The sequence below is a fragment of the Amycolatopsis sp. TNS106 genome (assembly GCF_019330265.1).
Classification (GTDB): domain Bacteria; phylum Actinomycetota; class Actinomycetes; order Mycobacteriales; family Pseudonocardiaceae; genus Amycolatopsis; species Amycolatopsis lurida.
The window spans coordinates 5,374,036-5,395,939 of the sequence record NZ_CP024972.1 but is presented as its reverse complement, the minus strand read 5'-3'; the positions used below and the strand labels follow the sequence as shown (position 1 = coordinate 5,395,939).

Genomic DNA, 21,904 nt, shown 5'->3' with positions numbered 1-21,904 from the left:
CCCTCGAACGGTGCGAGGGTCCCACCCCTCGCCCTACTCACCCTGCCGGGTGAGGTGTCCCGGGCGCATGGGACTCCGGTCCCGAATTGCCCGAAAAGCCGCCCTTATCGGGGTCGCTTTTTCAGCGGCCCAATCCTGCTTCGCGGGCGCGCACGATCGCTTCGGCGCGGTCCGCGACGTGAAGCTTGCTGAAGACGTTCGAAATGTGGTTCCGCACGGTTTTCGGGCTGAGACAGAGAGTGCTGGCGATGGCGGTGTTGCTGTGGCCCCCCGCGATGAGCGAGAGGACCTCTCGTTCGCGGACGGTGAGTTCCGGGAACACCGTGTCCGCGCTCGGCTGAGAGTGGTTGAAGAAGCCGAGCACGCGCGTCGCGATATCGGGGCCGAAGATCGCTTCGCGCCTCGCGACGGCGTGAACGGCACGGATGATTTCGTCGGGCTCCGCGTCTTTCAGCAGATAGCCGCGGGCTCCGGCACGCATCGCCGAGAAAACGGATTCACTTTCGTCGGCCATCGTCAGCATGAGCACGCCGACGTCCGGCCGCTCGGTGACGATGTGCCGGGTCGCTTCGGCGCCGCTGATATCGGGCAAATGCAGGTCCATGACCACGACGTCGGGACCGAGCGAGCTCGCCGCGCTGATCGCGTGCGCGCCGCTCGCGGCCTCGCCGACCACGTCGACCAACGGTTCGTTGGCGAGCAGTGTGCAGACCCCGAACCGGAACAGCGGATGATCGTCGACCACGAGCACGCGAAGGCGTTCGTTCATACGGTTCCCCCTGTCTCCCCGACGCGGCACGTTAGCGAGAGGGCCGCTCGGCGGACAACGCGTGGTCCGGACAGCGGACCGGCAAAAATTAAACGCCTGATGAGTGTCGCGTATCGCGGTGGCTCGCCCCAAGTCATTAACCCTTTCGGCGCAAGTTCGGGTCTCAAGTCCGTGAAGGCCTCCTTGAGGGACTCTGGGTCCCTCAAGGAGGCCTTCACGGACTGCCGGCACCCAGGCGGTAGCAAAGGTCCCTTGCTCTCTTTCCGCAGGTCAGGCGAAGGCGGCGGCGTGCTCCCGCGCCCAGTCGGCGAACGTGAGCGGCGCCCGCCCGAGCAGTTCGCGGACGGTGCCGAAGACGATCTCCTCGTTCCCGGCCGACTGCCGTTTGAGCTCGAAGATCCCGTCGACCGCCGAAGCGGGCCAGCCGTACCCGAGCATCCGGGCTCGCGAAGCGGCTTCGGGCTCTTCGACGTACGTCAGCGGTCGGCCGAGCGCGTCACCGAGGATCTCGACCTGCCGCCGCGTCGTGAGCGCTTCGCCGCCGGTGATCGGATACGTCTGGCCGGCGTGGCCGTCGGTGGTCAGCACGGTCGCCGCGACTTCGGCGATGTCGCGGACGTGCACCAGTGCGGACGCCGGATCACCCTCGGGGACGCGGACGACCCCGCCGCCGCGCACGGCGTGCAACCAGGCGAACCGGTTGTCCATGAACGTGCCGGGACGCAGGATCGTCCAGTCCGGCCCGGCTTCGCGCACGGCCTGTTCCGCCTCGGCGTGCACGAGGGAGATGGGGTCCGTCTGTCCGAAGTGGACTCCGGTGGTGGAGAGTTTGACGACGTGCGAGACGCCGGAGGCGGCATCGAGCACGGCCCGCTCTTGGGCGAGCGGGTCCGAGCCGTGTCCGGAGGTCAGGACGAACACGCGGTCGACGCCGTCGAGCAGCGCGGGATCGAAGGCGTCGAGATCGCCGGCGGCGACCTCGGCACGCGGATCGACGCGGGCGCGGGCGGGGTCGCGCGTCAGGGCACGCACGCGAGCGCCCCTGTCCAGCAGCGCGGGAACGAGCTCGCGGCCGATTTTGCCGGTGGAACCGAGTACTAGGATCATCGAAGGACTCCTTAGTGGTGGTGCCGCAGCGGAACGCGCGGCAGTAAGAGGGAAGCGGTGAGCCCGGCGGCCAAGGCCGGGACCATCACCCAGAACACGCCGTTCAGCGCGGATGAGTAACCGGCGGGACTGTCGTCGGTGAAGGCGTTCGTGAACACCGCACCGAAAACGGTCAGCCCGGCCGTGGTGCCGAGGGAACGCAGGAAACCGACGGTCGCCGAAACGGCGCCGAGATCGGTCCTGGCGACGTTCTGCTGCGCCGCCATGGAAAGCACCTGCATGGTGAGCCCGGCCGCCGCGCCGAACACGACGAGGTAGGCGACGACGAGCGGCAGCGGTGTCCTTTCGTCCATTGTGGACATCGCGAGCGCGGCGGCGAGGCCGAGGACCATGCTGAGGATCGGTGCCCAGCGATAGGCGCCGGTGTTGGCGATGACCCGGCCCGCGACCATCGACGACGCGGCGACCGCGAGCGTCATCGGCAGCAGCAGGAGCCCGGCTTCCGAAGGTCCGGCGCCGCCCGCGGTCTGCAGGAAGAGTGCCAGATAGTTGACCGAACCCAGGAAGACGAACCCGGCGGCGGCACTGGCCAGCACGCTCAGGCTGAACATCCTGGAGCGGAACAGCCGCAGTGGGATCACCGGTTCGGCCGCCCGGCGTTCGATGAACAGGAAGGCGACGAGCAGCGCCGCGCCGATCGAGGCCGACAGCGGCGTCGCCAGGGTCAGGCCGACGATCGCGCCGGAGAGGACGACGATGCCCGCGAGATCGAACGGTGCGGTCGTCCGGCGTCGTTCGAGGCGCAGGCAGCGCGCGACGACCGCGAACGCGGCCAGCCCGATCGGCACGTTGAGGCCGAAGATCGACCGCCAGCCCGCGAGGTCGGTCAGGACACCGCCGACGACAGGGCCCGCGAGCGAGGACCCGGCGAAGCAGAGCGAGAACCAGGCGAAGTAGCGGGCGCCTTCGCGTCCCGGGAACAGTTCGCCGATGATCGCGGCGACGGCGACGAACAGGCCGCCGGAGCCGATGCCCTGCAGGACGCGGGCGGCGATCAGCAGCGGCATCGTCGGCGCGAGCGCGCAGGCGAGGGAGCCGAGGACGAACAGCGCGATCGCGGCGAGCACGACGCGCTTGCGGCCGAAGAGGTCACCGAGCTTCCCGTAGACGGGAGCGCTGACGCTGCCCGCGAGCAGGTAAGCGGTGGTGACCCAGGCGAACGACCCGGCTTCGCCGAGCTCACCGACCATGCGCGGCAGCGCGGTCGCGACGACTTGGGCGTCGAGCATCGCCAGGAACACGGCGGCGAAGAGCCCGACGAGGGCGAGGGTGTTTCGGGCGCGCGGAGGCGCGCCGAGGGTGGTGCTCAAGAAAGAGATCCGTTCACTGGAAGAAACGAGGGAACGCGAGGGACGCGGAGCAGCGCACGAAAGCGGCTCCGGATCCCCGCCAAGGCGGAAAAGGCTCAACCGTCATCCGAATCGGATGCGGTCCTCTTCGCGCTTGGCGATCACCTCGAATTCGTCCCGCTCGACCGTACGAACCCGGCCGGCGTCAGCAATGAAGGAACAGTGACATGGATGACTTTAGACAATCACATGTCTTGTGACAAGTACTTAGCGGAGCGGAATGACGTCCTCGTCCGGCTCGTCGCTGTCCCGGCGGCGTTTGCCCAGCTCGTCCGGGAAGACCCACTTCTTGAAACCCCAGAAGCGGAAGAACATCGCCAGCAGCATGCCGATGATCGACCCGCTGGTGAAGTCCGCCAGCTCCTGGACGAACCGCGTCACGTGCGGCACCTCGAGGTCGAAGATGTAGCGCGACGTGTACAGCGGGATCAGGTTGACCACCACGGCGATGCCGCTGATCACGAAGAAGAGCGCCGCTTCGTGATGCCGCTCGCGGCCGCCGCGGGTCCGGAAGGACCACTCGCGGTTGAGAATGTAGGACACGATCGTCGCGACGATGATCGCGATGGCCTTCGCCGTGGTCGGCTTCGACTCCAGCACACTGAGTTTCAGCAGGTACCAGACGCCGTTGTCGACCAGGAACGTCGTGCCGCCCACGATCGCGAACTTCAACAGCTCACGGTGCTTGATCAGCACGGATCGGAGCGGCTCGGGCGTCCTGGAAAGGACGGATTCGACCACGGTCACCAGATCAGTCTAATTCGCGTCGCCCGCCGAACGGGTCGGCAGGGGATGGACAGCGCGGTATAGGGCGCTTTGGGCGATTCGATGGCGATCGGTCTCCGGCTGCGGTTTTTTGGTCCGTGAAGGCCTCCTTGAGGGACCCAGAGTCCCTCAAGGAGGCCTTCACGGACTCGAAGAGCGTCGCACTCGCCCCACCGGCACCAGCAGTCACGAACGGACGGATCAGGCGGCCGAATCGTCGGGAATGTCGGAAACCTGCCCGCCGCCCCGCAGCAGCCGCGGCCGCGCGTCCGCCTCCGGGAAGACCCATTTCTTGAACGACCACCAGCGGAACGCCGTGCCGAGCAGGGTGCCGATGATCACGCCGCTGACGAAGTCGGCGATCTCCTGGGTCAGCAGCCCGACATACGGCTGCTCCAGCTTGAACACGTACCGCGAAACCAGCTGCGGAAGCGCGTTGAGGCCGAGCGCGATCGCGCTGAGCAGGAAGAAGAGCGCCGCTTCGTGGGCTCGCTCACGCCCGCCGCGGGAGCGAAAGGACCATTCGCGATTCGCGACGTACGAGAAAACGGTCGCCACCAGGACACCGATGACCAGCGCGGTCACCGGTTTGTCGGTCAGCACGGTGAACTTGAGGCCATAGGTGATGGTCATCGTGATGACGAAGCTCGCGCCGCCGACCAGTACGAACCGCAGCAGTTCGCGATGCTTCCCCCGCATGCGGGCGACGCTACTGGAAAATGCGGTCGACCACTCCGTTGGGCTGGGTGGACGGCTTGGTCTTGCCGGGCCGCGGCGGCGCGCTCGTGGTCGTGGTCGTCTCCGGCTGGGCCGGCGCCTGCTTCGCAGGCTCCGAAGAAGTCACGGCTGGCGAAGGCTTCTTCGACGGAACAGGCCACCCTGGCCGCCCAGGCTTCGTCGTCTCGATGCTGGCCGGGGGCTTCGAAGTGACCGAAGGCAGCGAAGGCACCGTGGTCGACGGAAGCAGCGAGTTGTCGTCACACCAGTGACGCCAGCAGTCGAAGTAGACCTCGACCGGCTTCGCCTTGGCAGTGCCGAGGGTGGCGTTCACCGTCACCGGGTCGTGCGCCGGCGGACGGCCCTTCAGCGTCACCATCAGGTTCGCCTGGCGCCCCGGAGCCAGCGAGCCTCGCGAAGTGCACGACGCACCTTCGCCGGTCGGCGTGCATCGGATGCCGGAGAAGCTCGACGAGTAGAGAACGCGGTGATCGAGAGTGATCGTCACCGGCTTCGTCGACTCGCCGGTGTTCTTCACCTGGATGGTCATCCGCGGATTGGGGACCCAGGGGAACGAAGACGGCCAGACGCTGTGGGCGCTCAGGGAGAGGCCGTCCACGGGTGCGGGCGGCGCCGGCACCTTGACCTTCACCTCGACCGACACCTTGATCTGTGCGCCCGCCGTCACCGAACCGGTGACCACGCTGCCGTCCACGGCCGTCGCGTCGGCGCGCAACCGGAACGTCAGCACGGCGGTCTGTCCCGGTTCGAGGCCGGTGCCGGTCCGGCAGGTCACCGTGCCGGTGCCGCCGGGGCAGCTCACCGCGATCGGAGCGGGCGCCTGCTGACGGAATCCGGGGGCGCCCATCGCGCCACCGCCGCCGGCGTTGATGGCCCGCACGCCCTTCGGCAGATTCAGCGAGACCGCCACGGGCTCGGACTTCGATCCGCCGTCGTTGCGCACGGTGATCGGCAGATCGGCCGGTTCACCGGGCCTGAGCTGGACACCACCGGGCGGGGTCGACGCCGTCATCACCGGAGGCGCCGGGACCACCGGCGTGGGCGTGGGAGCGGGCGGTTCGGCGGGTGTCGGAGTCGGCGCGGGAGCGGGCGTGGGAGGCGGCACCTGCTGAGCGGGCGGCACCGGCTGCTGCGCCGGCGGCGGGCCGGCGGGCGGCGCCGGGGGCGGATCGGCCGGTTTGGGAGCGGGCGCCGCGGCGGGGGGCGCGACCGCCGCGGCGGCCGGGATCTCCTGCGTGCCACCACCGGCGGCGAGCGCCACCGCGACGGCGGCGACGATGGCCGCGCTCGATCCGGCCACGCCGGCGAATTGGCGCGGTCCGGCCGCGGCGGCACCGGCGGCGCCACCCGAACTCGACCCCGCGGCGGCGGCCGTCGCGGCCGCGGTGACCGCGCTCGCCTTGCCCGCCCCGGTCGTCGCCAGGTAACCGAGAGCCGCGCCACCGAGCACGATCGGCGCGATGATCCCGCGCAGACCGGTGTTGACGTCGGCCAGTTCCGCGGCCAGCGCGCGGCAGTTCTCGCATTCGTCCAGGTGGTTCTCCACCTGGGTCCGTTCGCGTTTGGACAAGCCGTCCCGGGTCCAGGCGCCGAGCTTGTCCGCGCTCGCGCGGCAGCGTTCGGCGGAGTTCTCGGCCAGGTGGACCTGCAGATAGGCCTGGCGCAGCCCTTCACGGGCACGGTAGGCGAGCGCGGAAACACCGTTCGCGGTCAGGCCCAGCAGCGGCGCGACCTCGGCGGGGGTCTGCCCCCCGATCTCGGTGTGCCACAGCACCGCCTGCCACCGCTCGGGCAGCCGGGCGAACGCCTTCGCGGCGAGCGTGCGCTCGAGCCCGGCGACGGCGGTGTCGGAGAACGGGACCGTCAGCGCCTCGCCGACGGCACCGCCGACGTCGGACATGTCCTCGTTCAGGTCGACGCGTTTGTCCTTGCGCGTCTTGTCGTAGGCGGTGTGCCGGAGCGCGGTCAGCAGGTACGCGCGGAACGCCGCGTCGGGGCCTTTGCCGCCGCGCAGCGTGTCCAGCACTTTCGCGAAGGCTTCGGAAACGAGGTCGTCGGCCTCGGAACTCGAGCGCGCGAGCTGGCGGGCGAGATTGTGCGCCGCGCCGGCGTGGCGCTCGTACAGGGTTCCGTAAGACGCGATCTTCCCGTCACGCACCTCGGCGATCAGCTCGGCGTCACTCTTACCGGAGAGATCGGCGGGAACGGTGGACACGGGGCTCCTTCATCTGCTGGTTCGGCGGGTCTACTGTCTTAAACGCCCGAACCCGCTCAGTGTGACGGACTGGGCGACGCACGTCACCTCGCGGCCCCTCCGATGACCCGGAGAGCGCAACACCTTCACCCGCCCTGGGTTACCGAAGAGTTCGGAAAGATCCTTGGAAAACGCCGTCACGCGCGGCGTGGAGCGGCGTCCCCACCGTGAAGCGATCGCAAGATCGAAAAGATCGGAACGGAAAGGGGCGGTGGGCAGTGGACGTACCGGCCACCGGTGCGCCGTCCGGGGGATCCGACGGGCAAGCCGCCTGGAACCGGTTCGAACGAGATCGCACGCTCCGCGCACTGCGAGCCCGCTGGCGGACGGCCAGTCTGGCCGCGGGCTGGCGTTTCCCGAGTGACTGGGGCCTCCCCGAGGTGGACGCCGTCTGCGCGGCGGTGATCAAGAACGGCCGGGTCGCGCCCGCCGAAGTGGCGGAGACCGCCCTCGCCGGGCTGGGCCGGGCACGGGCCGCCGCGGGAGCGGGGCTCGCCGAAACGCTCGCGGACCTCGCGGCGTTGCACGCCGTGCTCGCCGACCCGGACGCGGTGGACGGTTTCCTCGCGCCCGATGTCGACTCGACACCGTCACGGTTGCTCCGGGTGACGGCGCTCGCGTGGGCGGACGTCGCGACCGATCAGCTGGTGAACACCGAGGTCACCGAACCCCTCACCGGGCTGCCCACGGCCGCTTACCTGAGGACCCGGCTGAGTGAGCTGTACCGCCAGGCCCGCCGTGACGAGCGGCCGGTCGCGGAGGCGCACACGCTGCTCGTGGTCTCGATGGACTTCAGCTCGGTCGCGGGCTGGCCCCGGCTGACCGGGATGATCCTGGTCGCGGACGCGTTGAAGCAGGTGTTCGACGGCGGCGAGAGCGTCGCCTCGATCGGACCTTCCGTCGCGGGCGCGCTCGTGCCGAAGGACGTGAGGCTCGCTTCGTCCGGCGTCGCGTTGCGAAGGGCGCTCAATGAGCGGCTTTCGGTGGACGCCCAGCTGCGTGACACCGGCCGTCCGCAGATTTCGGCCGTCCGGCTCCCGGCGACCTACGACCTGGCGTGCGATCTCCTCGGCACCCTCGCCCGGTCCTGACCCGGGGTTAGCGCAAGACGTTCTCCAGGTCACGGCCGACCCTGTCGACCAGCGACGACCGGGTTCATGATTTCCTGTTTGCGTGACCCGGACTGTTCCCGCCGACACCAACGGCGACGTTTCGGCGAGCCGCCCGCAGCATCGCCTGTCGCTGCGCAAGTCGCTCGCCCGCTTGTCCGTCCGGCCGAGATCGATCCTGATCCTGTCGGTGATCCCGCTGGTCGCCATCGGTTTCGGTATCTGGGGCTGGCAGCACGAATGGGTGCTGGGCGTGGACAGCGCGGTCTACCGCGCCGGCGCCGAGACGCTGCTGAACGGCGACCCGCTGTACGACGCGAACACACTTCCGGTGGAACCGTGGTGGGCGCTGCTGCCGTTCACCTACCCGCCGACCGCCGCACTGCTGTTCATCCCGCTCGCGATCGTCCCGACGCAGGTCGCCTGGGGGCTCCTGACCGCGGTCTCGCTGCTCGCGCTGGCGCTGTGCGTCCGGATCGCCATCGGCGCGCTGCCGAAGCCCTCGACCGACGGCCCCCGCTGGTGGGCCTCGCCCGCCCGGTCGACGATCGCCTTCTTCCTGGTCTTCCTCGGCCTCGAGCCGGTGTGGCGCACGATCTTCCTCGGCCAGATCAACATCATCCTGATGGCGCTGGTGATGCTCGACATCCTGGTCATCGGGGCGAGGGGCAGCCGCTGGGGCGGGGTGCTCGTCGGCGTCGCGGCCGCGGTCAAGCTCACCCCGATCGTGTTCCTGGGGCATCTGTTCATCACCGGCCGCCGGATGGACGCCGTCCGCGGGCTCGTCACCTTCGTCGTGATGCAGGGCCTGATGTTCCTGATCATCCCGCACGACGCGGCCCGGTACTGGACCTACACGCTGCCCGACACCGGCCGCATCGGCCCGGTGCACTGGGCGGGCAACCAGTCGCTGAACGCGCTGATGAACCGCTTCACCGAGCTCGCGCCCTGGGCGTCGAAGGCGGCGATGGGGATCGGCGCCCTGCTCGCGATCCCGGCGATCTGGCTGGTGCTGCGCTTCCACCGCAAGGGCCAGGCGCTCGCCGCGATGCTGGTGACGGCGTTCTGGATCCTGCTGATCTCGCCGATCTCCTGGACCCATCACTGGGTGTGGGTGGCGCCGCTGGTCGTCCTGCTGGTCTCGCGGCTGCCGAAGACCACGCCCGCCACCGCGTGGAAACGCTGGCTCGGCACCTTCGCCGTGTTCTTCGTCTTCATCAGCTGTGTCCTGCTGATCCTGCCGAACGGCCGCAACGTCGAGCTGCACTGGAAGGTGTGGCAGAACATCCTCGGCAGCGCGTACATCTTCATGCCGCTGGTGCTGGCGCTCGCGCTGGCCGGACGGTGGTGGTACCTGCGCCGGAAGCAGGGCACGGGTGACGCGGAAAAGCATGCAGAAGTCGCGTCCGGCGGCTGAGCCCCGCGTCGTCGGGGTCACGCTGGCGGGTGCGCTCGCACTGGCGATGCTCGCGCTGGGCATCGTCGCGTGGCTCGGCGAATGGCACCTCGGCGCGGACAGCGCCGTCTACCGCGCAGGCGCTCTCACGCTGCTGAAGGGCGAGCCGCTCTACACCCGCGAGGCGCTGACGACCCTGCCGCCGTGGGTGCTGCTGCCGTTCACCTACACCCCGGCCGCGGCGCCGCTGTTCCTGCCGCTCGCGATCGTGCCCGCCGGGCTGACCTGGGGTGTGGCCGGCGCGCTCTCCGTGGTCTGCCTGAGCGTGGTGATCTCCGTGGTCGCCCGAGCCTGCGGCGCCCCCATCACCCGGTGGTGGGTGCTGCCGCTGGCCACCGCGGCCGCGCTGGCGCTGGAGCCGGTGTGGAAGACGATCTTCCTCGGGCAGATCAACCTCATCCTGATGGCGCTGATCGTCCTCGACGTCCTCGTGCTTTCCGCGCGCGGTTCGCGCTGGGCGGGGGTGCTGATCGGGATTTCGGCCGCGATCAAGCTGACGCCGCTGATCTTCGTGCCGCATCTGCTGTTCACCGGCCGCTGGAAGGACGCGCTGCGCGCGCTCGGCACGTTCGTCGCGCTCGAAGCGGTGATGTTCGCGGTGATCCCCGGTGACGCCGTCCGGTTCTGGACCGAATCGGCGACCGACCCCAGCCGGGTCGGCTCCGTGCACTGGATCTTCAACCAGTCCCTCAACGGCCTGGTGAACCGCGCGTCGGAACTCGCGCCGTGGTCACTGACGGTGGCCATCGCGATCGCCGCCGTTCTGGCCGTACCCGCCGTCTGGCTGGTCGTGCGCCTGCACCGCCGCGGCGACCCGGTCGGCGCGCTGCTGGTGACCGCGTTCTACGGGTTGCTGCTCTCGCCGGTGTCCTGGTCACACCACTGGGTGTGGACGGTGCCGTTGCTCGTGCTGCTCGTGATCCGCCGATCGTGGGTTCCGGCCGCGGGCGTCGCGACGCTGTTCGCGAGCTGCCTGATCATGGTCGTGCCCAACGGCGGGGAGACCGAGTTCGGCTGGGGGTTGGGCTGGTCGCTGCTCGGGAACGTCTATGTCCTCACGGCTGCGATCGCCATCACAGGCCTGGCGGTGCGGGAGCTGCGACGCGGGTCCGCCCAGGTCGTGGCGGTGGCGGCCAAGTAATCTGCACCCTGCAGTATGGAATGTGGCCTCAGCGGAAAAGAGAACTTCGGCCAGTGGACAAACGAACCGGTCTTCCGATCGTGGGCATGGTGGGCGGCGGACAGCTGGCCAGGATGACCCACCAGGCGGCGATCTCCCTCGGCCAGTCCCTGCGCGTGCTGGCCGCCGGGGAGAACGAATCCGCCGGCCTCGTCGCGGGCGAGGTCGTGCACGGGCACCACACCGACCTCGAAGCGCTGCGCTCGTTCGCCGCCGGGGTCGACGTGCTGACGTTCGACCACGAACACGTTCCCGGCGAGCATCTGCTCACGCTCGCGATGGAAGGCGTCACCATCCGGCCCGATCCGGCCGCGTTGTCGATGGCGCAGAACAAGCTCGTCATGCGCGAGATGATGGCCGGACTCGAGATCCCCGGCCCCGCCTTCGCCGAAGTGTCCTCTGTGGACGATGTGATCACTTTCGGCGACAAGCACTCCTGGCCGGTGGTGCTCAAGGCGGCGCAGGGCGGCTACGACGGCCGCGGTGTCTGGATGCTCGACACCGCGCAGCACGCCCGCGAGACCGTCCCCGAACTGCTCGCCGCCGGAACCCCGCTGCTGGTCGAGGAAAAGGTCGTCATGCGGCGCGAACTGTCCGCGCTCGTCGCCCGGTCGCCGTTCGGCCAGGGCGCGGCGTGGCCGGTGGTGGAAACCGTGCAGTCCGGCGGGATCAACACCGAGGTGCTCGCCCCGGCGCCGGGGCTGAGCGTCGAGCGCACGCAAGAGGCGCAGGACCTGGCGCTGCGGATCGCCGCGACGCTGAACGTGACCGGCCTGCTCGCCGTCGAGCTGTTCGAAACCGACGAAGGCCTGCTGGTCAACGAACTCGCCATGCGCCCGCACAACTCGGGACACTGGACCCAGGACGGTTCGAAGACCTCGCAGTTCGAGCAGCACCTGCGTGCCGTGCTCGACTACCCGCTCGGCGTGACCGACCTGATCGCCCCGGCCTGCGTGATGGCGAACGTCCTCGGCGCGCCCGAGGCCCCGGCGATGGGCCCGGACGAACGGCTGCACCACCTGTTCGCGCGGTACCCGGACATCCGCGTCCACCTGTACGGCAAGGGAGAACGCCCCGGCCGCAAGCTCGGCCACGTCAACCTCGTCGGCGAACGGATGGAAGAGCTGCGCGACCGCGCGCTGCTCGCCGCGCACTGGCTTTCCCACGCCGTCTGGCTCGACGGCTACGAAATTCACTAGGAGTAGGAAATGGCGCCGCAGGTTGGCCTGATCATGGGCAGCGATTCGGACTGGCCGACGATGGAAGCGGCCGGGCAGGCGCTGGCCGAGTTCGGCGTCGAATACGAGGTCGGGGTTTATTCGGCGCACCGCACTCCGCAGCGGATGCTCGACTACGCGACCTCGGCCGCTTCGCGCGGCGTGCGCGTGATCATCGCGGGCGCCGGCGGTGCGGCGCACCTGCCGGGCATGGTCGCGTCGGCGACGGTGCTGCCGGTGATCGGCGTGCCGGTCCCGTTGAAGTACCTCGACGGCATGGACTCGCTGCTCTCGATCGTGCAGATGCCCGCGGGCGTCCCGGTCGCGACGGTCTCCGTCGGCGGGGCGCGCAACGCGGGCCTCCTCGCGGTGCGCATTCTCGCCGCGTCCGACGAAGAGCTTCAGGCGAAGATGGCGCGGTTCCAGGCGGATCTGGAGCAACTGGTGCTCGACAAGGACGCCGCACTGCGCTCGAAGATCGAGCAACCCGGCACCTGATTGCGGTGGTTCGACGACGAACCACCGCAAGTAGGTGACCAAATGCGGTGGTTCAGTCGGCGAGTTGCTTCCGTAGCTCACGTTTGAGTACCTTCCCGGCGGCCGAGACCGGGATCTGGTCGACGAAGTGGATCGCCCGCAGCCGCTTGTACGGCAGAACGCGGGCGCCGACGGCCTCCAGGAGTTGCTCGGCGGTGACGCTCTCGTCGCTGCGCACCACGAACGCGACCGGTAGCTCGCCGACCTCGGTGTCCGGTTTGCCGACGACGGCCGCCGCGGCGACGCCGGGCAGGGTGATCAGCAGCTCTTCGAGTTCACGCGGGAAGACGTTGTATCCCTTGTAGAGCAGCATGTCCTTCTTGCGATCCACAATGGACAGATAGCCGTCCTCGTCGAGGATGCCGATGTCGCCGGTGTGCAGCCAGCCGTCGACGAGCGCGGCCGCGGTCTCCTCGGGGCGGTTGCGATAGCCGGTCATCACCTGCGGGCCGCGCAGGCAGACCTCGCCGCTTTCCCCGGCTGGCAACGGATCTTCACCGCCTTCGGCGGGGACGATCTTGATCTCGGTGTCCGGCAGGGGGAGGCCGACCGAGCCCACCTTCCGGGTGGCGGAGCGATACGACGGCGCGATGACGGCGCCCATGGTGACCTCGGTGAGGCCGTAGCCCTCGGTGATGACCACTCCGGGGAAGCGTTTCTGCAGGGCGCGGATCATCTCGTGGTTCATCGGCGCCGCGCCGGAACCGATGGTCAGTACCGAAGACAGGTCGGCTGTGTGAAACTCGGGGCAGGCGAGCAAGGCGGCGAACAACGCCGGTGCCCCGCCGATCGTGGTGACCCGCAGCAGTTCGGCGTCGGCCACGTACGCGGCCGGGTCGAAGCGGTCGTGCAGGACGACGGTGCCGCCGTCGAGCAGCGGGACGTTGAGCGCGGCGATGGTACCCATGGCGTGGAACCACGGCGTCAGGTTGAGGGCGACGCCGGTGCCGATCCGGGACGGCCATTCGTCCGGACCGCCGAGCTGCTCGACGATCACCTCGCCGGACGCGTCGACAGCGGGGACCGCGCCCAGCCGCCAGCAGGAACTCTGGAGGCTGTTGACCACGACGTTCCGGTGCGGCAGGCACACTCCCTTCGAGCGTCCGGTGGTGCCGCCGGTGTACGCCAGATGGGCGAGATCGCGGTGGATGTCGATCTCGACGTCCGGCCGCTCGTCCGAGCGAGCGGAGTAGAACTCGGTGAATTCGACCTCGCCCTGCGTCAAAGCCTCGGGCGGGTGAACGACGATGCTCAGCCGGACCGATGTCCGGTCACGGACCGAAGCGAGCACCCGGGCGACGGGGCCGACGGTGACAGCGGCGACCGCCCCGGCGTCGGCCAGCTGGAAGGCGAGGTCGTCCGGCGGAAGCAGCGGGTTCGCCGGGCTGAAGGTGGCCCCGGCGAGCAACGTCCCGTAGTACGCGACCGGGTACGCCAGGCAGTTCGGCAGGTGGAGTGCGACGACGTCGCCCCGCCCGACGCCCTCGGCGCGCAGGGCGTTCGCGAAGCGGCAGGCCGCGTTGTACGTCTCGGCGAAGGTGAGGCTCTGGTCTCCGTGGGCGAAGGCCGTGCGGGCGCCCCAGCGGGTAGCGGCGCCCGCGAGCACCGAGCCGACCGGGACCTCGGGATAGTCGAGCGACCGGGGGAACGGGGTGAGCTCCATCACTCGAACGTACGGACTTTGCGGTCAAAGACACAAGCGCTCGCGATGTCGCACGATGTGAACGAGCGCTAACATCGGTCAAACTCCCAAACGCGGTTAGAAGAGGTGACGAAGGTGTCTGACGGCCCGGGTCTGTACCAGCTTGCCGAAGAGCACGAGGAGCTGCGGGCCGCGGTGCGTGCCCTCGCCGAGAAGGAGATCGAGCCCTACGCGGCCGAGGTCGACGAGGACGAGCGTTACCCGATTGAGGCGTACAACGCGCTGGTCAAGTCGGGATTCAACGCCGTCCACATCGACGAGGCCTACGACGGTCAGGGCGCGGACGCCATCGCCGCCTGCATCGTGATCGAGGAGGTCGCGCGGGTCGACGCGTCGGCGTCGTTGATCCCGGCGGTGAACAAGCTGGGCACGGTGCCGATCATTCTCTCGGCGTCGGAAGACCTCAAGAAGCTGGTGCTGCCGTCGATCGCCTCCGGCGAAGCCTCGGCGTCGTACGCGCTTTCGGAGCGCGAAGCCGGCTCGGACACCGCCTCGATGCGCACCCGCGCGAAGCTCGACGGTGACCACTGGGTGCTGAACGGCACCAAGTGCTGGATCACCAACGCGGGTGAATCGTCCTGGTACACCGTGATGGCGGTGACCGACCCCAACGCCGAGAAGAAGGCCAACGGCATCTCCGCGTTCGTCGTGCACAAGGACGACCCCGGCTTCACCGTCGGCTCGAAGGAGCGGAAGCTCGGCATCAAGGGCTCGCCGACCCGCGAGATCCACTTCGAGAACTGCACCATCCCGGCCGACCGCATCATCGGCGAGCCCGGCACCGGCTTGAAGACCGCGCTGCGCACGCTCGACCACACCCGCCCGACCATCGGCGCGCAGGCGCTGGGCATCGCGCAGGGCGCGCTCGACGCGTCGATCGCGTACGTCAAGGAGCGCAAGCAGTTCGGCAAGTCGATCTCGGAGTTCCAGGGCGTCCAGTTCATGCTGGCCGACATGGGCATCAAGATCGAAGCCGCCCGGAACCTCGTCTACGCCTCGGCCGCGGCGACTGAGCGTGGCGACAAGCGCGGCGGCTACATGGCCGCGGCCGCGAAGGCGTACGCGTCGGACATCGCGATGTCGGTGACGACGGACGCCGTGCAGCTCTTCGGAGGCGCGGGTTACACGCGCGACTTCCCGGTGGAGCGCATGATGCGCGACGCGAAGATCACCCAGATCTACGAAGGCACCAACCAGATCCAGCGCATGGTCATGGCGCGCGCCCTGCTCAAGGGCTGATTCGTTTCCGCGTGAAGGCCCCCTTCCCTCGGCTCAGCCGAGGGAAGGGGGCCTTCACGCGTTTCGCGAGCTCGCATTCAGGTGACGAAATGCGCAGGTGAGATGGCCCTTCGGTGAGATGCTTCACGGAAGTACGGCGATCATGGACCGCCGGTGTCACCCTCGAAAGATGTTCTGGTTCGCACCGGTGTCGTGGACACCGCACGACGAGGCCGAGCTGATCGCCGGCTGGCGGTTGTGGCTCGAACTCGGGGATCGCACGTGGCCGACGGCCGCCTGGGACGGGACGGCGGCTGACGTCGTCCGGCCGCTGCGTGAGCTGGTCGCGGCCTGCGACGAGATCGAGACGGGCTACCGCGAGGCCGTCGACGAGCCGTCGGAGGGGTTCATCCGGATCATCCAGTTCCTCGTGTGGACCGTCAGCACGGTGATCGAGCTGTGGGCTGACGACGAGGTCCCGCTCGACGCCGAGCGGATAGCGTTGCTGCACGCCGATCTGGCCGGGTTCGCGGAGCAGGCCGAGCGGGTGCTCGAGGTGCTGGCCGTCAGCGGGGGCTGGACGGGTCTGGCCGCGGAGCATCGGCGGACGGGTCGCTGAGCGACACCGGGTTCTCGACCCACGCGAACCGTGAGCCCGCCAGGTGCTCGGTCAGCGGACGGTCCAGCGAGAGCAGGGTCACCGGGGTGCCGTACGGGTCCTCGCCGGGCGCGATCTCGTAGCCGACGTCGACGACGGACTCTTCTTGCTCGTCGGATTCGACGTCGTGCCGGGTCACACCGTTGTCGATCGACCACGTGCCGCTCAAGGTGCGATGGAACTTCAAGACCAGTTCGCCCGGGGTCGCCCAGGTGAAACGGGACACCGCGAACTCGGTGCTCCAGCTCGACCAGTAGAGCCGGCCGGAGCCGTCGCGGCGGAACACCAGGTCGACGGTTTCGGTGCTGCCCGGATGCAGGATTTCGTCCGACCACAGGCCGGTCAGTCGTTCGTCCGTCACGGAGGCGAGTCTGCCGTACAGGCTTCCTGTCGGGTACCTGTCGATCACGCTCCGGAGGTGCCATCGGAGCCGTCCGGTGCCCTACCGTGATCCGGGTAAGTTGAATATTCACCGACCAGAAAGCTGATACCCGATGTTCGCTCGTTTCAAGGATGTCGCCCTCCTGCTCGGCCGGATCGGTGTCGGTGTGGTCTTCCTCGCACACGGCCTGCAGAAATGGGAAAACGGGATCGACGGCACCGCGAAGTTCTTCGAGCAGACCGGAATCCCGCTGCCGACGCTCGCGGCGATCTTCGCGATCGCGGTGGAGATCGTGGGTGCGATCTTGTTCATCGTCGGTTTCCTGACGCCGCTCGTGGGCCTCGGCTTCGTCGTGGTCTCCGTCGGTGCTCTGCTCTCGGTGCACCTCGACAACGGCCTCACCGGCCAGGGTGGTTACGAGCTCGTCCTCGTCCTGGCGGTCGCCGGGCTCGCGCTCGGCTTCAACGCCGGCAAGCTGTCGCTCGACCACGCGCTCTTCGGGCGCAAGCGTGAGGCGAAGCAGCTCCAGGACGCCTGACCTCGGCTGCGATGAAGGGGCCTTTCCTGGCGAAATTTGCCAGGAAAGGCCCCTTCAGGGCACTTCAGGAGGGGAGATCCGCCGTCGTCCGCTCAGCTTCGCGCCGGGAAGCGAGTTTGGCCGGATCCGCGTCGGTGACCTGGACCAGATGCGCACCCGCCGCCAGCGGCGTCAGGAATCCCGCAAGAATTCCTTCCTCGCCCGCCCACTCCACAGTGGACAGAACCCGGTCTTCGGCGGACAGGCCAAGACCGGTGGCACGCGCGCGGGCTTCGGCGAGTACTTCGTCCACAGTGGACGACCCCAGTGCCGGAGTGTCGCCGGGCACGGGGAACAGCGGGCTGAACTGGTCACCCGAAAGCCGGGCTTCGGTCAGGTAGTCCAGCGCTCCGTCCGGCACGGAACCGGCGGGCAGCCCGAGACCCATCGGGTGCAGCGAGACGACGGCCGTGGCGGCCGCGTCGGACACGCCGCCAGGCGCGACGAACGCCACCCGCGCGCCCGTGGTCTCCGTCACCACCCTGGCGCCACACCACCACGCGCCCAGCAGGACACCGGCGGTCTGCCAATGCGACGGCAGCACCACGGCGACCTCGTCCCCGGGTTCGACGTCGAACTCTTCGACCAGCCAGTTCGCCGTCTTGGCCGCCCAGTTCACCGTGGTCGCCACGGACAGTTCGACCCGGCTGCCCTGCTTGTCGTCGTAGTGCGTGATCAGCGGTTTCGCGGGCGACCCGAGCACGGGCCGCAGCAGCAGTTCGGTGAGGCTCACACCACGACGTTAGTTCACGCAGGGAACGCTCGACGCGGCGAGCACCGGAGCAGCGCCGGGGGCGCCGCCACCGCCGCCCCGGCCCGCCAGGCCGGAGATGAAGCTCCGCACGGCGGCGACATCGATCTCGACGATGCTCTGGCCGTCCGCGCTGCGGCCGTTGATGTTCACCACCGGGATGGTCGTGAACGTCAGATCGCCCGACGCGATCCCTTTCGCCTGCTGCGCGAACTCCAGCAGGTCCAGTCCTTCGTCGAGGACGATCGACCGGCGCACGACGTCCATCAGGCCCGACATCGTCGACGGGCTGGTCAGTGTTCCGGCCGAAAGCACCTGGTTCAGCGCCGAGGACAGGAACGTCTGCTGCCGCACGATGCGGTCGAGGTCGCCGCGCGGCAGGTTCTTCCGCTGCCGCACGAAGGACAGCGCCTCGCCGCCCGACACGGTCTGTTCGCCGCGCCGGAAGTTCGCGCCCGAATCCTTGTCCTCGGTCGCGTGGTTCAGGCAGACCTTGACGCCGCCCAGCGCCTCGGTCAGCAGGTAGAACCCGAGCAGGTTGACCTCGGCGTAGTGGTCGATGCGGATCTGCGTCAGTTCCTGAACGGTCTGGACCAGTGCCTTGCGGCCTTCCTGATCGGAATCGCGTTCGAGTTTCGCCTGATCGGTTTCACCCCGATGGGCGTTCGCGTAGTTGGTCTTCGCGACGCCGTAGGCCGAATTGATCTTGTTCGGGCCGCGGCCGGGGATGTCGGTCCAGGTGTCGCGCGGGATCGAGATGCCGGACGGTTTCCCGCCGTTCTTCGGGATGCGCAGGATGATGATGGTGTCGGTGCTGACGCCGGGTTTCTCCTCGGTGCGCAGCTGCTTGAGCACGCGCAGTGGCAGCGGATTGCCCTGCGCGTCGGTCCGCGCGTCGCTGCCGACCAGGAGGATGTCGGTCGCGCCGTCGTCGGCGGGCGGAGCGGCGGGATCGTCGGGCTTGCTCAGTGCGTTCGTCGTGGGGACGTTGTTCTGCAGCTGGTCCTTGGTGACGTACGCGTAGCCCGTCGTGCCGAGGGCGAGCAGGGACACGAGACCGAGGGCGATCCGCCGGGTGATCCGGCCGGCGCGGCGCAGCGGGCGCTCGGGCACGTCGAGCACACCCGAAATCGGTTCGTCTTCGTCCGCGGCCGGGGCCGACGGCTGCGGAAGCGGCGGATTCCGCGGGTACGGCGTCGGGACGAGCTTTTCGTCACTCTCGGTGTCCGAATTGCCGTCCTCTTCGGACTTCGGCTCTTCGGCGTCCAAGTGCTCAGAACGTTCGTTGACGCTCTTGTCCTCGTCGCTCATCCCTGATCACCTCCCCTGGCGCGGTAGCCGGTCCGATCGTAGGAGAAGGCTAAGCCACCGTGAGGGCGGCCACGCTGAGTACCCGGAATTAATTGACGCAGGGCACATTGCCCGCGACGATCGGCTTCGTGGTGGGCGCCACCGGAGCACTGGAGGGCGGCGGAGCCGGCTTCGATGCCTCCGACGTCTTCGCCGGGGGCGTGGCCGCGCCGGAGGACGCGCCCTTGAAGTCCTTGCCGAGCAGGACCCGCACCTTGCCGGGCGCGACGTCACGGTCCGCCTCGGCCTGCACCGCTGTGCCGAAGACCTGCTTGATCAGGGCCAGCGCGGCGTCGTCGCCCGGCGCGTGCCGGATGACCGTCGAGTTCCGGGTGCTGAGCTTGGTGTCGGCCGCGAGTTTGAAACCCTTGCCTTGCAGGAGGTTCCGGGTTTCGGTGGCCGCCGTGGGGGAACCGGTCCCGTCGAAGAGTTCGACGGTCACCGCTGCCGCACCCGGCAGGGTGGCCGGAGTCTCGGACGGCGCGGTCTCCCCGTCGGCGGTCAGCCGGGCGACCTCGGCCTGCACCTGCGCCGGGTCCACGCGGAGCACGGCGGCGCCGCCGATGGTCGCGTCGCCCTGGGTCGGGATCGTGTGGAACTCGACGTTGCCGCTGGTCAGCCCGCGCATCTGCGCGGCGAACTCCGGCAGATCCCAGCCCGCCGACAGCACGACCGACTTCTTCACGGCTTCGATCAGGTCCGCGATCTTCGCCGGGTTGATCAGGACGTCCGACGAGAGCACCTTGTTCGCCAGCCCGGACAGGAAGGCCTGCTGCCGGGCGATCCGGTCGAGGTCGCCGTTCTGCAGGTCGTAACGCTGGCGGACGAACGCGAGCGCCTGGACACCCTCGACGGTCGACTTCCCGGCGGGCAGGTCCACGCCGGACTTCTTCTCCTTGACCGCGTTGTTGAGGCAGACCTCGACGCCGCCGATCGCCTTGGTGATCTCGTAGAAGCTCGACAGGTTCACCTCGGCGTACCGGTCGATCATCTTCGGCTTGCCGATGAACTTCTCCAGCGTCGCGATCAGGTTCTTGCGGCCGGCGTCCTTGGCCTTGGCGTCGACGTCCTTGAGGTCGGTGTTGCCCTGCTGCTGCAGCGTCTTCGACGTGTCGTTGTAGGCGTACACGTACGCGCTGTTGAGCTTGTGCTTGCCGAAACCGCCGGTGATCTCGACCCACGAGTCACGGGGGAAGGAGATCGCGACCGCCTTCTTACCGTTCTGGGGGATGTGCACCAGGATCATCGTGTCGGTCTGGCGCTCGCCGTCCGAAACACCGGCGTGCAGCATGTCGAGGACCTCGCGCGGCAGCGGGTTGCCCTGCGCGTCGGTGCGGCTGTCCTGGCCGACCAGCAGGATGTCGATCGCGCCGTCCAGCGGTTTCGCCGGCGGGTGGCCGTTGTCCTCGAAGATGTTCGTGGTCGCGAAGCCCTGGGACGGGTCGCCGATGAACTGCCAGCCCCACCACGTCAGGGCCAGGATCGTGATCGAGACCAGGCTGAACACGACCTTCACGCCACGGCGGGCGAACACCACGACGCCGCCGCCACGGCGCGCCGGAATGGGTGGCCCGGGCCACTCGGTCACGTGCGGTCCTCCACGAATCTCCCCAGGGCACACGCGTGCCTCGAACCTGACTCTACTGAGTCTCGTGTTAGACGTCCGTAGGCTGGTGAAAGGTTGCCCCGGTCGTGACACACTCGGCCGGTCAGGAAGTAGCAGAGGGAGGATCGCGGCATGCGAGTGCTGGTCACCGGTGGCGCCGGGTTCATCGGTTCGCATTACGTCCGGCAGGTGCTGACGGGTGCGTACCCGAGCTTGGCCGACGCCGAGCTGATCGTGCTCGACAAGCTGACCTACGCGGGCAACGAAGCGAACCTGGAGCCCGTGCGCGAGAACCCGCGCTACCGGTTCGAAAAGGGCGACATCTGTGACGCCGCCCTGGTCGGTGAGCTGATGCGGGGTATCGACCTGGTCGTGCACTTCGCCGCCGAGTCCCATGTGGACCGGTCGATCGCCGGGGCGGCCGACTTCGTGCTGACCAACGTGCTCGGCACCCAGACCCTGTTGCAGGCCGCGCTCGAGGCGCAGGTCGGGAAGTTCGTCCACGTGTCCACCGACGAGGTCTACGGCTCGATCGACCAGGGATCCTGGGACGAGGACCACGTGCTGGAGCCGAATTCGCCGTACTCGGCGTCGAAGGCGTCTTCGGATCTGCTGGCCCGTTCGTTCTTCCGCACGCACGGATTGCCCGTCTGTGTCACGAGGTGCTCGAACAACTACGGTCCGTACCAGTTCCCGGAGAAGGTCATCCCGCTCTTCGTGACCAACCTGCTCGACGGCAGGAAGGTGCCGCTCTACGGCGACGGGCTCAACGTGCGTGACTGGCTGCACGTGGACGATCACTGCAACGGCATCCAGCTGGTCGCCGACGGTGGCAGGCCGGGCGAGGTCTACAACATCGGCGGCGGAACGGAACTGACCAACCGCGAGCTGACCGAGCGGCTCCTGGACGCCGTCGGCGCCGGCTGGGACAGCGTCGAGCCGGTCGTGGACCGCAAGGGGCACGACCGCCGGTATTCGGTCGACATCACCAAGATCTCGCGGGAGCTCGGTTACGCGCCGCGGAAGTCCTTTGAGGACGGTCTGGCCGACACGGTCGCCTGGTACAGCGGGAATCGTTCCTGGTGGGAGCCGCTGAAGAAGCGTGCGGGGGAGTGAAGA

Annotated in this window: 20 protein-coding genes; 9 read left to right on the top strand and 11 right to left on the bottom strand. The window is 68.7% G+C overall.

Annotated elements, in window-relative coordinates:
- Positions 1–121: 121 nt before the first annotated feature.
- From CVV72_RS24180 to CVV72_RS24155, 6 genes are all read right to left on the bottom strand, one after another.
- Complete coding sequence (locus tag CVV72_RS24180; protein WP_219145935.1) at positions 122–769, bottom strand: response regulator transcription factor; 648 nt, start codon at positions 767–769, stop codon at positions 122–124.
- 270 nt (positions 770–1,039) lie between these two features.
- Positions 1,040–1,876: an NAD(P)H-binding protein gene (locus CVV72_RS24175; RefSeq protein WP_219145934.1), complete on the bottom strand. Its 837-nt coding sequence runs from the start codon at positions 1,874–1,876 to the stop codon at positions 1,040–1,042.
- Positions 1,877–1,887: 11 nt separating this feature from the next.
- Positions 1,888–3,246 carry an MDR family MFS transporter gene (locus tag CVV72_RS24170; RefSeq protein WP_219145933.1) on the bottom strand — a complete coding sequence of 453 codons (1,359 nt, stop codon included), beginning with the start codon at positions 3,244–3,246 and terminating at the stop codon, positions 1,888–1,890.
- A gap of 246 nt (positions 3,247–3,492) precedes the next feature.
- A complete protein-coding gene (locus CVV72_RS24165; protein WP_034304834.1) occupies positions 3,493–4,032 on the bottom strand; it encodes a GtrA family protein in 540 nt (179 codons plus the stop codon).
- A gap of 219 nt (positions 4,033–4,251) precedes the next feature.
- Positions 4,252–4,749, bottom strand: a complete 498-nt coding sequence (locus CVV72_RS24160; RefSeq protein ID WP_219145932.1) for a GtrA family protein — start codon at positions 4,747–4,749, stop codon at positions 4,252–4,254.
- 10 nt (positions 4,750–4,759) lie between these two features.
- On the bottom strand, positions 4,760–7,003 hold the full coding sequence (locus CVV72_RS24155; RefSeq protein ID WP_219145931.1) for a sigma-70 family RNA polymerase sigma factor: 2,244 nt from the start codon (positions 7,001–7,003) through the stop codon (positions 4,760–4,762).
- A 257-nt stretch (positions 7,004–7,260) separates the two neighbouring features.
- Between CVV72_RS24155 and CVV72_RS24150 the strand changes: the two genes are divergently transcribed.
- From CVV72_RS24150 to purE, 5 genes are all read left to right on the top strand, one after another.
- A complete protein-coding gene (locus tag CVV72_RS24150; RefSeq protein WP_007031897.1) occupies positions 7,261–8,133 on the top strand; it encodes a hypothetical protein in 873 nt (290 codons plus the stop codon).
- An 82-nt stretch (positions 8,134–8,215) separates the two neighbouring features.
- On the top strand, positions 8,216–9,568 hold the full coding sequence (locus CVV72_RS24145) for a glycosyltransferase 87 family protein (RefSeq protein WP_219145930.1): 1,353 nt from the start codon (positions 8,216–8,218) through the stop codon (positions 9,566–9,568).
- Positions 9,543–10,748, top strand: a complete 1,206-nt coding sequence (locus tag CVV72_RS24140; protein ID WP_219154087.1) for a glycosyltransferase 87 family protein — start codon at positions 9,543–9,545, stop codon at positions 10,746–10,748. The genes CVV72_RS24145 and CVV72_RS24140 overlap by 26 nt, the downstream gene beginning before the upstream one ends.
- A 53-nt stretch (positions 10,749–10,801) precedes the next feature.
- Positions 10,802–11,986, top strand: a complete 1,185-nt coding sequence (locus tag CVV72_RS24135; RefSeq protein ID WP_219145929.1) for a 5-(carboxyamino)imidazole ribonucleotide synthase — start codon at positions 10,802–10,804, stop codon at positions 11,984–11,986.
- 9 nt (positions 11,987–11,995) lie between these two features.
- Entirely contained in the window at positions 11,996–12,502 is a 507-nt protein-coding gene (gene purE, locus CVV72_RS24130; protein WP_219145928.1) for a 5-(carboxyamino)imidazole ribonucleotide mutase, read from the top strand.
- 52 nt (positions 12,503–12,554) lie between these two features.
- Here the strand turns inward: purE and CVV72_RS24125 are convergent, their stop codons facing one another.
- Positions 12,555–14,204, bottom strand: a complete 1,650-nt coding sequence (locus CVV72_RS24125; RefSeq protein ID WP_219145927.1) for a class I adenylate-forming enzyme family protein — start codon at positions 14,202–14,204, stop codon at positions 12,555–12,557.
- A gap of 105 nt (positions 14,205–14,309) precedes the next feature.
- Between CVV72_RS24125 and CVV72_RS24120 the strand changes: the two genes are divergently transcribed.
- Positions 14,310–15,482 (top strand): acyl-CoA dehydrogenase family protein, encoded by a 1,173-nt coding sequence (locus CVV72_RS24120; RefSeq protein ID WP_185927251.1) that lies wholly within the window; start codon positions 14,310–14,312, stop codon positions 15,480–15,482.
- 169 nt (positions 15,483–15,651) lie between these two features.
- Positions 15,652–16,080 carry a hypothetical protein gene (locus CVV72_RS24115; protein WP_125680198.1) on the top strand — a complete coding sequence of 143 codons (429 nt, stop codon included), beginning with the start codon at positions 15,652–15,654 and terminating at the stop codon, positions 16,078–16,080.
- On the opposite strand, the gene CVV72_RS24110 is transcribed toward CVV72_RS24115, so the two are convergent.
- Positions 16,028–16,480 carry a hypothetical protein gene (locus CVV72_RS24110; RefSeq protein WP_219145926.1) on the bottom strand — a complete coding sequence of 151 codons (453 nt, stop codon included), beginning with the start codon at positions 16,478–16,480 and terminating at the stop codon, positions 16,028–16,030. The genes CVV72_RS24115 and CVV72_RS24110 overlap by 53 nt on opposite strands.
- 133 nt (positions 16,481–16,613) lie before the next feature.
- Here CVV72_RS24110 and CVV72_RS24105 point away from each other — a divergent pair, with 133 nt between their 5' ends.
- A complete protein-coding gene (locus CVV72_RS24105) occupies positions 16,614–17,039 on the top strand; it encodes a DoxX family protein (protein ID WP_007031884.1) in 426 nt (141 codons plus the stop codon).
- Positions 17,040–17,103: 64 nt separating this feature from the next.
- On the opposite strand, the gene CVV72_RS24100 is transcribed toward CVV72_RS24105, so the two are convergent.
- The 3 genes from CVV72_RS24100 to CVV72_RS24090 all read right to left on the bottom strand — a co-directional run bounded on the left by CVV72_RS24100 (position 17,104) and on the right by CVV72_RS24090 (position 20,767).
- Positions 17,104–17,811, bottom strand: coding sequence for a TIGR03089 family protein (locus CVV72_RS24100; RefSeq protein ID WP_219145925.1), 708 nt, complete (start codon positions 17,809–17,811; stop codon positions 17,104–17,106).
- A 9-nt stretch (positions 17,812–17,820) separates the two neighbouring features.
- A complete protein-coding gene (locus CVV72_RS24095) occupies positions 17,821–19,140 on the bottom strand; it encodes an LCP family protein (protein ID WP_219145924.1) in 1,320 nt (439 codons plus the stop codon).
- Positions 19,141–19,228: 88 nt separating this feature from the next.
- Positions 19,229–20,767 (bottom strand): LCP family protein, encoded by a 1,539-nt coding sequence (locus CVV72_RS24090; protein ID WP_219145923.1) that lies wholly within the window; start codon positions 20,765–20,767, stop codon positions 19,229–19,231.
- A gap of 150 nt (positions 20,768–20,917) precedes the next feature.
- On the opposite strand from CVV72_RS24090, the gene rfbB reads away from it, so the two are divergent.
- On the top strand, positions 20,918–21,901 hold the full coding sequence (gene rfbB / locus CVV72_RS24085; protein ID WP_219145922.1) for a dTDP-glucose 4,6-dehydratase: 984 nt from the start codon (positions 20,918–20,920) through the stop codon (positions 21,899–21,901).
- Positions 21,902–21,904: the final 3 nt, after the last annotated feature.

Excerpts from the sequence above, each read along its gene's own strand:
- CVV72_RS24125 (WP_219145927.1), bottom strand. The coding sequence starts at position 14,204 with ATGGAGCTCACCCCGTTCCCCCGGTCGCTCGACTATCCCGAGGTCCCG.
- CVV72_RS24175 (WP_219145934.1), bottom strand. The coding sequence starts at position 1,876 with ATGATCCTAGTACTCGGTTCCACCGGCAAAATCGGCCGCGAGCTCGTT.
- rfbB (WP_219145922.1), top strand. The coding sequence starts at position 20,918 with ATGCGAGTGCTGGTCACCGGTGGCGCCGGGTTCATCGGTTCGCATTAC.
- purE (WP_219145928.1), top strand. The coding sequence starts at position 11,996 with ATGGCGCCGCAGGTTGGCCTGATCATGGGCAGCGATTCGGACTGGCCG.
- CVV72_RS24105 (WP_007031884.1), top strand. The coding sequence starts at position 16,614 with ATGTTCGCTCGTTTCAAGGATGTCGCCCTCCTGCTCGGCCGGATCGGT.
- CVV72_RS24115 (WP_125680198.1), top strand. The coding sequence starts at position 15,652 with ATGTTCTGGTTCGCACCGGTGTCGTGGACACCGCACGACGAGGCCGAG.
- CVV72_RS24140 (WP_219154087.1), top strand. The coding sequence starts at position 9,543 with ATGCAGAAGTCGCGTCCGGCGGCTGAGCCCCGCGTCGTCGGGGTCACG.
- CVV72_RS24160 (WP_219145932.1), bottom strand. The coding sequence starts at position 4,749 with ATGCGGGGGAAGCATCGCGAACTGCTGCGGTTCGTACTGGTCGGCGGC.
- CVV72_RS24180 (WP_219145935.1), bottom strand. The coding sequence starts at position 769 with ATGAACGAACGCCTTCGCGTGCTCGTGGTCGACGATCATCCGCTGTTC.
- CVV72_RS24095 (WP_219145924.1), bottom strand. The coding sequence starts at position 19,140 with ATGAGCGACGAGGACAAGAGCGTCAACGAACGTTCTGAGCACTTGGAC.